8 protein-coding genes and 2 pseudogenes are annotated in these 10,085 nt (G+C 73.1%); 5 read left to right on the top strand and 5 right to left on the bottom strand.

Annotated features, from left to right (window positions below):
- From ACFWP2_RS39275 to ACFWP2_RS39260, 4 genes and pseudogenes are all read right to left on the bottom strand, one after another.
- Positions 1 to 150 (bottom strand): annotated as a pseudogene (locus ACFWP2_RS39275) (IS701 family transposase); the annotation flags it as partial.
- A gap of 244 nt (positions 151 to 394) precedes the next feature.
- A complete protein-coding gene (locus tag ACFWP2_RS39270; protein WP_380460885.1) occupies positions 395 to 700 on the bottom strand; it encodes a cellulose binding domain-containing protein in 306 nt (101 codons plus the stop codon).
- Between the two features lie 90 nt (positions 701 to 790).
- Positions 791 to 1,834, bottom strand: a pseudogene (locus ACFWP2_RS39265) (endo-1,4-beta-xylanase); the annotation flags it as partial.
- 148 nt (positions 1,835 to 1,982) lie between these two features.
- Complete coding sequence (locus ACFWP2_RS39260) at positions 1,983 to 2,990, bottom strand: LacI family DNA-binding transcriptional regulator (RefSeq protein WP_380460881.1); 1,008 nt, start codon at positions 2,988 to 2,990, stop codon at positions 1,983 to 1,985.
- A gap of 179 nt (positions 2,991 to 3,169) precedes the next feature.
- Between ACFWP2_RS39260 and ACFWP2_RS39255 the strand changes: the two genes are divergently transcribed.
- The 5 genes from ACFWP2_RS39255 to ACFWP2_RS39235 all read left to right on the top strand — a co-directional run bounded on the left by ACFWP2_RS39255 (position 3,170) and on the right by ACFWP2_RS39235 (position 9,540).
- A complete protein-coding gene (locus tag ACFWP2_RS39255; protein WP_380460879.1) occupies positions 3,170 to 4,462 on the top strand; it encodes an ABC transporter substrate-binding protein in 1,293 nt (430 codons plus the stop codon).
- Complete coding sequence (locus tag ACFWP2_RS39250) at positions 4,459 to 5,355, top strand: carbohydrate ABC transporter permease (protein WP_380460877.1); 897 nt, start codon at positions 4,459 to 4,461, stop codon at positions 5,353 to 5,355. The genes ACFWP2_RS39255 and ACFWP2_RS39250 overlap by 4 nt, the downstream gene beginning before the upstream one ends.
- A complete protein-coding gene (locus ACFWP2_RS39245) occupies positions 5,355 to 6,173 on the top strand; it encodes a carbohydrate ABC transporter permease (RefSeq protein WP_380460875.1) in 819 nt (272 codons plus the stop codon). Before ACFWP2_RS39250 ends, ACFWP2_RS39245 begins: the two co-directional genes overlap by 1 nt.
- 86 nt (positions 6,174 to 6,259) lie before the next feature.
- Positions 6,260 to 8,551, top strand: a complete 2,292-nt coding sequence (locus ACFWP2_RS39240) for a beta-glucosidase (protein WP_380460883.1) — start codon at positions 6,260 to 6,262, stop codon at positions 8,549 to 8,551.
- 14 nt (positions 8,552 to 8,565) lie between these two features.
- Positions 8,566 to 9,540, top strand: coding sequence for a glycoside hydrolase family 6 protein (locus tag ACFWP2_RS39235; RefSeq protein WP_380460873.1), 975 nt, complete (start codon positions 8,566 to 8,568; stop codon positions 9,538 to 9,540).
- A gap of 151 nt (positions 9,541 to 9,691) precedes the next feature.
- Here ACFWP2_RS39235 and ACFWP2_RS39230 read toward each other — a convergent pair.
- Positions 9,692 to 10,085: ROK family protein (locus ACFWP2_RS39230; RefSeq protein WP_380460871.1), on the bottom strand; the 394-nt coding region annotated here is incomplete at its 5' end.

Here is a 10,085-nt window from a genome sequence, read left to right as displayed (position 1 = left end):
CCGTTCCAACGGCGCCAGCAGACCCCGCATATACACCAGCGCGGACTCCCGCGACTCACTCCGCGCGAACCGCTGCGCAAACCGCTCGTGCAGCCCGGCCAACCCATCCGACCAGAAACGAGCATCAACCTCGGATATGTCCCCACCCATGAACAGCCCAACGAACGAGCCCAACGAACGTCACGGTAAACACCGTTGCAGTACCAGCCGCTCCCACCTGCGCCGGGCCCGCTCCTTCGACGAGGGTGGCCGGGGCTTGGTGCTGGTCGCCCGGCTCGCCCGGGGCTGGGGCGCCCGGCACACCACCGGCGGCCGGACGATCCGGTGTGCGCGGACCATCGAACCGCGGCAGGGCGGCCCGCGGCCCGGCGCCGGTGGTGTGCGCCGAGCGGCGTCAGGCGGTCGTGCAGGGGGTGCCGTCGAGGCTGAACCCCGTAGGCAGCGAGACGTCGCCGGTGTGGGTGGCCTGGAAGCCGAAGGAGGTCGACGTACCGGGGGCGATCGTGCCGTTGTGCTCGACGTTCCTGGCGGTGACCCGGCCGGCCGGCGGATCGATCGCGGCGTTCCAGGCGGAGGTGACGGTCTGGCCGGCGGGCAGGTCGAGGGCCAGGTTCCAGCCGCTGACGGCGGTGGAGCCGGTGTTGGTGATGGCGAGGTTCTCGACCAGACCGGTGTCCCAGCTGCTGACCGATCCGCTCACCGTGCAGGAGGCGGCGGGCGTGGGGCCCAGGGTGGACGGCGTGGGCGAGGGCGGGGCGGCGCTACCGCCGAGGGCGGCGACCGAGGCGGCGTGGGCGGGTTTCGCCTGGTAGTTGTCGTCATACAGGGTGGCGGCGCCGTAGCCGGGGAAGGTCCCGGGGATCCACGAGTCGCCGTCGCCGACGCCCCACTGGGTGATGCCCACGCAGCCGCGGACGGCCAGGCAGGTGTTGATCACCGTGGCGTAGTCGCGCCCCTGCTGCGCCAGGGCGGTGCCGCTCGCGGGGAGCCGCACGCGGTCGTCCAGCTCGGTGACGGCGACGTCGACGCCGAGCGCGGTGAACCGCTGGAGGTTGGCCTTCAGGGACGAGGGGACCTGGCCGAGGACGAAGTGGGCCTGGAAGCCGACGCCGTCGAGCGGGACGCCCTAGCTCTTGAGCGACTTCACCAGGTTGTACATGGCGTCGCTCTTGGCGTTCAGGCCCTCGATGTTGTAGTCGTTCAGGTACAGCTTGACGTTCGGGTCGGCGGCGCGGGCGGTGCGCAGCGCGTCGGCGACGAAGCCGACGCCCATGGCGTTGTGGAAGGCGTCGGCGCGGAAGCTGCCGTCCTCGTTGAACATCTCGTTCACCACGTCCCAGGCGTAGAGCTTGCCCTTGTAGTGGCCCACCTCGTTGGTGATGTGGTTGCGCATCGCGGCCTGCACCTGGCTCGCGGGCAGGGCGCTCACCCAGGACGGCAGTTGGCTGTGCCAGACCAGGGTGTGGCCGCGCATGCGCATCGAGTGGGCCTGGGCGAAGGCGACGAGCCGGTCGGCGGGGGCGTAGTCGAAGCTGCCGCGCGAGGGCTCGACGGTGTCCCACTTCATCTCGTTGGCGGGGGTGAGCATGCCGAACTGGCTGCCCGCGACGGCGGTGAGGGCGGCGTTGTTCAGGTCGCCCTGGGTGATGGCGGTACCGAAGTAGATCCCCTTCGCCTCGGCGAGCGAGCGCAGGGTGGTCCCCGCCGCGCCGGCCTGGCCGGCCGGCAGCAGGGCGGCGACGGATGCGAGGGCGGTCGCGGCGGTGGCGGCGAGGGCGCCGACGACGCGGCGGGAACGCCTCGGACGGGGGGTGCGGAACGGACGGATCGACACCGGCGTGGTCCTTTTCTCTGTCGGGGTGGCGAAGAGGTGGACGTGCGGTGGGGCGTGGAACGGCGAGTCGTGGACCGGCCAGAAGGCCTCGAAAGTTTCGAACGGCTCACCGATCCTTCGGGGACCATAGGGCCGGTCCGACGCGCCGTCAACCGTTCGCGGGCGGGGCGGTGCTGCTGCGCTCGACCAGACTCGTGGCCAGGTCCACCCGGAGCGTGCCGGGCCGCACCCCGCGGGCGAGGTCGATCACCAACCGGGCCGCGGTCTCGGCCATCTCGGTCAGCGGCTGGCGCACGGTGGTCAGCGGCGGGCCCACCCAGCGGGCCAGCGGCAGGTCGTCGAAGCCGACCACGCTGAGCTCCTCCGGGACGCGCAGCCCCAGTTCACGGGCGGCCTCGTACAGTCCGAGCGCCTGGAGGTCGTTCCCGGCGAACACGGCGGTCGGCCGGTCGGGGAGGGTCAGCAGCTCCAGGCCGACCCGCCGTCCGGACTCGTGGTGGAAGTCGCCTTCGCGGACCAGGGCCGGGTCGTACGGGATGCCCGCCATGTCGAGCGCCGCCCGGTAGCCGTCGGCCCGGGCGCGGCTGCACATCATCCGGGCCGGGCCGCCGATCAGGCCGATCCGGCGGTGGCCGAGGTCGAGCAGGTGGCGGGTGGCGGCGAGGCCGCCGTCCCAGTTGGTGGTGCCGACGGCGGGCACGTCCTGGCCCGGGTCGCCGGCCGGGTCCATCACCACGAACGGGATGCCGCGGCCGGCCAGTTGGTCCCGCTGGGCGCGGTTCAGGTCGGACAGCACCAGCACCACGCCGGTCGGCCGGCGGGCGAGCACCCCGTCGACCCAGGACTGGCCGGGGCTGAGCCGTCCGGCGGACTCGGAGAGCACGATGCTCAGCCCCTCCTCGCGCACCGCGTTCTCCACCCCGCGGATCACCTCCACCGCCCAGGCGCTCTCCAGTTCGTGGAAGACCAGCTCCAGCAGCGGGCTCGCCGGGCGGCCGCCGCCGCGGCGCCGGTAGCCGTGCCGGTGCAGCAGCTCCTCCACCCGCTCCCGGGTGGCCGGGGCGACATCGGCCCGGCCGTTCAGGACTTTCGAAACCGTCGGCGCGGAGACCCCGGCCTCCTGCGCGATCTCGGCGAGCGTCGCCGCTCTGGTCACGGGTTCCTCCTGCACTGCCCGGCTGGGCGGACTCCGTCGTGGGTGACCGTACGGCAGGGATGCTAGCCCGCCGAGCGGTCGGTCCGGCCCTGCCGGAGCCCTTGACGGACGGTCAGGACGGCCCTAGGTTTCCCACAACATTCGGCAACTTGCTCGAAACATTCGTTAGAAGGCAATGTATGCGATCGAGAATCGCCGCGATCACCGCGGCCACCGCGCTCGTCCTGGGGATGACAGCGGCCTGCGGATCCGGCGGCAGCTCCGCCGACTCCGGCTCCGGGACGATCCACGTCCTGGTCTACGGCGACGCCGCCAACAAGGTCGAGAAGCAGATCGTCGAGGCCTTCAACCGGACCTCCGGGGTCAAGGCGGTGCTCGACACGGTGCCCGGCGCGGACTACCAGCAGAAGCTGCAGACCGTCATCAACACCCCGCGGGCCCCGGACGTGTTCTTCAACTGGGGCGGCGGTTCCATCCGGCCGTTCGTCAAGGCGGACCTGCTGCTCCCGCTGGGCGGCTTCATCGCCGAGGACCCCGGGCTGAAGGACAACTTCCTGCCCTCGGTGTTCAACTCCGCGGTGGTGGACGGCAAGCCGTACGGCGTGCCGATGCGCGGCACCCAGCCGGTGCTGCTGTTCCACAACAAGAAGGTACTCGCGGACGCCGGGCTCACCCCGCCCAGGACCTGGGACGAACTGCTCGACGCCACCAGGGCGTTGAAGGCCAAGGGCATCACCCCGATCGCCCTCGGCGGCGGCGACCGGTGGCCCGCCCTGATGTGGCTCGAGTACCTGTACGACCGCGTGGCCGGCCCCGGCCTGTTCCAACGCGCACTGAGCGGTGACCGGACGGCCTGGGAGAGCGAGGACAGCCGCAAGGCACTGGCCGCCCTCAAGCACCTGGTCGACGCCGGGGCCTTCGGGAGCAACGCCGACTCCGTGAAGTTCACCGACGGCGGATCCCCGGCCCTGGTCGCCAAGGGCAAGGCCGCCTTCGAGCTGATGGGCTCCTGGTACTACTCCACCCAGCAGGACGCCAACCCCGACTTCGCCGCGTCCGGCCTCGGCTACTCCGCCTTCCCGGCCGTGAACGGCGGCAAGGGCGATCCCGCGGACGTCGTCGGCAACACCAACAACTTCTACTCCGTGCTGAAGAGGACCAAGCACCCGGACGCCGTCGCGGCCTTCCTCAAGCTGATGTACTCCGAGGAGTTCGTGAAGGCGCAGCTCGCCGTCGGCAACCTGCCGACCACCACCGGCACCGCCGACTTCCTCCACCTCTCGGCCAGCCCCGCCTACTCCAAGGACCAGTACGAGCTGGTCAAGGCCGCGCCCTCGTTCCAGCTCTCCTGGGACCAGGCCTATCCGCCGAGCGCCATGACCCCGATCTACACCGCCGTCCAGCAGTTCTTCGACGGCAGGACCGACGCCGACGGCTTCGTCAAGGCCATGCAGGCCTTGCCGGCCTCATGACGCGCGGCACGCGGTCCGGCACGGGGGCGACCCGCCCGGGCGTCGTCTGGGCGGTGCCCGCGGGCGTGTTCTTCCTGCTGTTCGCGATCGTGCCGCTGCTGCTGGTCGCCGTGCTCTCCTTCACCAGCTGGGACGGCATCGGCGAGCCGCGCTTCAACGGCCTGGACAACTGGGCCGGCCTCCTCGACGACCCGGTGATGCTCCAGTCCGTCTGGACCACCCTGCTGCTCACCGCGCTCGGCGTGGTGACGCAGACGCCGGTCAGCATCCTGCTCGGCGTCTGGGCCGCCGGGCGGCAGCGCAACCGGGCCGTGCTCTCGGCGATCTACTTCGTACCGCTGCTGCTGTCGGCGACCGCCGTCTCGGTGGTGTGGCGGGCCGTCCTCGACCCCAACTTCGGCGTGCCGGCCGAACTCCCCCGGCTGTTCGGCGACGGCAACCTGCTCGGCAGCCGGAGCGGCGCGATCGGGGTGCTGACCTTCGTCGGCATGTGGCAGTTCACGCCGCTGCACGCGCTGCTCTACCAGGGCGGCGCCCGGGCCGTCCCCCGGGTGCTCTACCAGGCCGCGGCCGTCGACGGGGCCGGCCGGGTACGGCAGTTCCTCCACATCACCCTGCCGCAGCTGCGCAACACCGTCATCACCTCGGTGATCCTGATGGTGGTCGGCGGGCTGACCACCTTCGACACGGTGCTGATCCTCACCCAGGGCGGCCCCGGCACCGACACCACCGTCACCGCCTTCCACATGTACCAGAAGGCCTTCAAGAGCTTCGACTTCGGCGCGGGCTCGGCCATCGCCCTGGTCCTCGTCGTGGTCGCCACCCTGATCTCGCTCGCGGTGGTCCGGCTCTCCGGCTACGACCGGATGCGCGGGACGGCGGAGGGCCTCTGATGCGCCGGCGCCCCAACGTCCTGGCCGGGTTCGGCTCCCTGGTGTGGCTGCTGCTGGTCGGCCTGCCGCTGTACGTGCTGCTGATCGCCACCTTCCGCACCCGCTCCGACTACTCCACCGAGGGCCCGCTGAAGCCGCCCGCGCGGTGGACCCTGGACAACTACCTGGCCGACCTGTCGAACGGCTTCGGAAAGGACTTCCTCAACACCCTGGTCGTCACCGTCAGCGTGGTCGCCATCGTGCTGCTGGTCGTCCCGCCCCTCGCCTACGCCATCGTGCGCGCCCCCGGCCGGGCCACCGGCTGGGTGTTCCGGATGTTCCTGCTCGGTCTGGCGATCCCCGCCCAGGCGGTGATCGTGCCGATGTTCTACCTCATCAGCAAGAGCGGCCTGTACGACCACCTGATCGGTGTCATCCTGCCGACCGCCGCCTTCTGCCTGCCGGTCTGCACCCTGGTGCTGACCGGTGCGATGCGCGACATCACCCCCGAGCTGTACGAGGCGATGACGATGGACGGCGCGTCCCCGGCACGGGTGTTCCGGCAGCTGGTCCTGCCGCTGTCCAAGGGCGGCCTGTCCTCGATCGTGGTCTTCGCCGCGCTCCAGGCCTGGAACGGCTTCCTCTTCCCGCTGATCCTCACCCAGTCCGACGCCACCAAGGTCATGACCCTCGGCCTGTACGAGTTCCAGACCGAGCACGGCGTGGACGTGCCCGGACTGCTCAGCGCCGTGGTGCTGTCCGTGCTCCCCGTCCTCGCCGTCTACCTGTTCGCCCGTCGCGCCCTGGTCCAGGGCCTGATGGGGGTGGGAGGAAAGTGAACCACCACCGCGACCCCGAGCCCGCGCCCCCGTGGCGGGACACCACGCTCACCCCGGAGGCCAGGGCGGACGCCCTGATCGCCGCGATGACCCTGCGGGAGAAGACCGCCCAACTGGTCGGCGTCTGGGTGGGCGCCGGCGACTCGGGCGACGAAGTCGCCCCGCACCAGCACGAGATGGAGCAGCCGCCCGACCTCGGCACCCTGCTGCCCCACGGGCTCGGCCAGTTGACCCGGCCGTTCGGCACCGCACCGGTCGACCCGGCGCTCGGCGCGCTCTCGGTGCTGCGCAGCCAGCAGCGGATCGTCGCCGCCAACCGCTTCGGCATCCCGGCCCTGGCCCACGAGGAGTGCCTGGCCGGCTTCGCCGCCTGGGGCGCCACCGCCTACCCCGTGCCGCTGTCCTGGGGGGCCACCTTCAACCCGGAGCTGGTCCGCACGATGGCCGGCGCCATCGGGCGCGACCTGCGGGCCGTCGGGGTGCACCAGGGCCTCGCGCCGGTGCTCGACGTGGTCCGCGACGCCCGCTGGGGACGGGTCGAGGAGACGATCGGCGAGGACCCGTACCTGGTCGGCACCGTCGCCACCGCCTACGTCCAGGGCCTGGAGGCCGCCGGGATCGTCGCCACCCTCAAGCACTTCGCCGGGTACTCGGCGTCCCGGGCCGGGCGCAACCTCGCCCCCGTCTCCATGGGCCCGCGCGAACGCGCCGACGTCGTCCTGCCGCCCTTCGAGATGACCGTCCGCGAGGGTCGGCCCCGCTCGGTCATGCCCGCCTACACCGACACCGACGGCCTGCCCTCCTCCGCCGACGAGGCCCTGCTCACCGGCCTGCTCCGGGACGCCTGGGGATTCACCGGCACGGTCGTCGCCGACTACTTCGGCATCGCCTTCCTCCACACCCTGCACGGCGTGGCCGAGGACTGGTCCGACGCCGCCCGGCTCGCCCTGACCAGCGGCATCGACGTCGAACTGCCGACCGTGAAGACCTTCGGGCAGCCGCTGCTCGACGCGGTCGGGGCCGGCGCCCTCCCCGAGGCCCTGGTCGACCGGGCGCTGCGCCGCGTCCTCCTGCAGAAGATCCGGCTGGGACTGCTGGACCCCGACTGGAGCCCGGTCCCCGCCGCCCTCGCCGACACCGACCCGGGCGCTCCCGAGGCGCTGCGCGGCCTGGTCGACCTCGACCCGCCCGCCAACCGCGCGCTCGCCGCGGAGATCGCCGAGCAGGCCGTGGTGCTGCTGCGCAACGACGGCGTCCTGCCGCTGCGCGGCGCCGCCCGGATCGCGCTGATCGGCCCGAACGCGGACGAGCCCACCGCCGTGCTCGGCTGCTACTCCTTCCCTGTGCACGTCGGCGCCCAGCATCCGCAGACCCCGCTCGGCATCCGACTCCCGACCGTGCGCGAGGCCCTGGCGGGCGAGTTCCCCGGCAGCGAGCTGCGCACGGTGCGCGGCGTGACGGTCGACGGCGAGGACACCGGAGGCATCGCCGAGGCCGTGCGGGCCGCCCGGCGGGCCGACGTCGTGGTGCTCGTCCTCGGCGACCGGGCCGGGCTCTTCGGACGCGGCACCAGCGGCGAGGGCTGCGACGCCGCCTCGCTCGAACTGCCCGGCCGGCAGCGGGAACTGCTCGAAGCCCTGCTGGACGCCGGGACGCCGGTGGTGCTCGCCCTGCTGGCCGGGCGGCCGTACGCGCTCGGGCGCGCGGTCACCGAGGCGGCGGCGATCGTCCAGTGCTTCTTCCCCGGCGAGGAGGGCAGCCGGGCCCTCGCGGGCGTGCTCGGCGGGCGGGTCAACCCGTCCGGCCGGCTTCCGGTCTCCGTGCCCGGGCATCCCGGTGTCCAGCCGTCCACCTACCTGGCCGCGCGGCTGGCCCAGGCCGGCGAGGTGTCCAGCGCCGACCCGACACCCGCCTTCGGGTTCGGACACGGCCTCGGCTACAGCGAGTTCACGTGGTCCGGGCTCGACGTGGCCGTGGCCGCGGCCGGCACCGACGGCGAGTTCCGGCTCTCCTTCGAGCTGCGCAACACCGGTGCGCGGACGGGCGCCGAGGTGGTGCAGCTCTACCTGCACGACCCGGTGGCCACCGTGGTGCAGCCGGTGCAACGGCTGGTCGGCTACCGGCGGATCCCGCTGGACACCGGCACCGGCTGCCGGGTGGAACTGACCCTCCCGGCCGACCTGGCCTCCTTCACCGGGCGCGACGGCCGGCGGATCGTCGAACCCGGCGCACTGGAGCTGCGGATCTCCGCCTCCAGCACCGATGCCCGCTTCACCGTGCCGCTGCGCCTCACCGGTCCGGTCCGCCCGCTCGACCACACCCGCCGACTCCACCCGACCATCACCGTTCAGGAGCTCCCACCCACCCCCACCCCGTAGCGGAGGAATCCCCCATGCGCCGATCGAGCCGCCGGCTGTCCCTGCTCATGGCACCCGCGCTGACCGCCGTCCTTCTCGCGCTCCACCCCGGGACCGCCCACGCCGCCGACCCCGCCCCGCTCGCCGACGGCTTCTACGCCGACCCCGACTCCAGCGCGCAGCGGTGGGTCGACGCCAACCGCGGCGACGGCCGCGCCCCCGCGATCCAGGCGTCGATCGCCAACGTGCCGACGGGACGCTGGTTCGGCAACTGGAGCGGCCCCATCGGGGCCGCGACCGGTGCCTACACCGGCGCGGCCGCCGCCGCCGGCAAGCTGCCGATCATGGTGGCGTACAACATCCCCGACCGGGACGTCTGCGCCGGCCAGTCCGGCGGCGGGGCCGGCAGCGCCGCCGACTACCGGGCCTGGATCGCCGCCTTCGCCACCGGCATCGGCAACCGGCCGGCGGTGGTCGTCCTCGAACCCGACTCCCTCGGCGACGAGAGCTGCATGACCCCGGCCCAGATCTCGGAACGCAACGCGCTGCTGACCGACGCCATCGGGCAGTTCACCGCCAAGGCGCCGAACGCCCGGGTCTACCTGGACGCCGGCAACCCGGCCTGGCTGAGTGCCGACACGATGGCCCGGCACCTGGCCGCGGCGGGGGTGGCCGGTGCCCACGGCTTCTCCCTGAACGTGTCGAACTACCTCACCACCGGGGAGAACGTCGCCTACGCCAACGCGGTCAACGCGGCCCTGCGGTCGACGAAGGGCTTCACCAAGCCGTTCGTCATCGACACCAGCCGCAACGGCAACGGGTCCGACGGCGCGTGGTGCAACCCGGCGGGGCGCAGGATCGGGACCGCGTCGACGTGGGGCGGCGGCGCCGAGATGCTGCTGTGGATCAAGGTGCCCGGCGAGTCCGACGGCAACTGCGGCGTCGGCGCGGGGTCCGCGGCGGGACAGTTCCTGCCCGAGGTCGCGTACAAGATGATCCACGGCTACTGACCGCGGACCGATGGGGCGGGACAGGCCCTGGGGTGGCCCCGCCCCCGGACCGGGGTGTTCGCCCGTGGCCGGCTGCCGGACGGGCACGCGACGGTCGTGGTCGAGCACGACTGACCCGGGCACCCCGGGCCCCGCGCACCGGGTCCGGGGGTCACCCCGCCGGGAGCAGGGTGGGGTCCGCCATGATCCGGCGGACCGTGGTCTGCGCCGCGCCCAGCACGGGCCCGCGCCGGCCCAGGACGGACGGGCGCAGCGCCTCCGAGGCCCAGGGCCGGACGGTGATCCGGTCGGCCAGCTCGGCCCGGACGGACGGCAGCAGCCACTCGGCCAGTTCGGCGTAGGTGCCGCCGAGGACGAGGCCGTCCGGGTCGATGAGGTCGACGGCGGACGCGAGGGCGAGGCCCAGGGCGCGGCCGGCCCGGTCCAGCGCCGCCAGGGTCGGCGCGTGCCCGGCACCCGCCCGCTCGGCCAGCAGGGCGACCGGGTCGCCGGCCTCCCCGGGCCCGGCCGGGCCCGGGCCGTGCTGCGCGAGACCGGCCTCGCGC

The organism is Kitasatospora sp. NPDC058444 (assembly GCF_042721415.1).
Lineage (GTDB): Bacteria > Actinomycetota > Actinomycetes > Streptomycetales > Streptomycetaceae > Kitasatospora.
This window is presented reverse-complemented; position numbering and strand designations above follow the sequence as displayed.

Coding starts and splice junctions, on each gene's coding strand:
- ACFWP2_RS39245 (WP_380460875.1), top strand. CDS start 5,355: ATGCGCCGGCGCCCCAACGTCCTGGCCGGGTTCGGCTCCCTGGTGTGG.
- ACFWP2_RS39235 (WP_380460873.1), top strand. CDS start 8,566: ATGCGCCGATCGAGCCGCCGGCTGTCCCTGCTCATGGCACCCGCGCTG.
- ACFWP2_RS39240 (WP_380460883.1), top strand. CDS start 6,260: ATGACCCTGCGGGAGAAGACCGCCCAACTGGTCGGCGTCTGGGTGGGC.
- ACFWP2_RS39255 (WP_380460879.1), top strand. CDS start 3,170: ATGCGATCGAGAATCGCCGCGATCACCGCGGCCACCGCGCTCGTCCTG.
- ACFWP2_RS39250 (WP_380460877.1), top strand. CDS start 4,459: ATGACGCGCGGCACGCGGTCCGGCACGGGGGCGACCCGCCCGGGCGTC.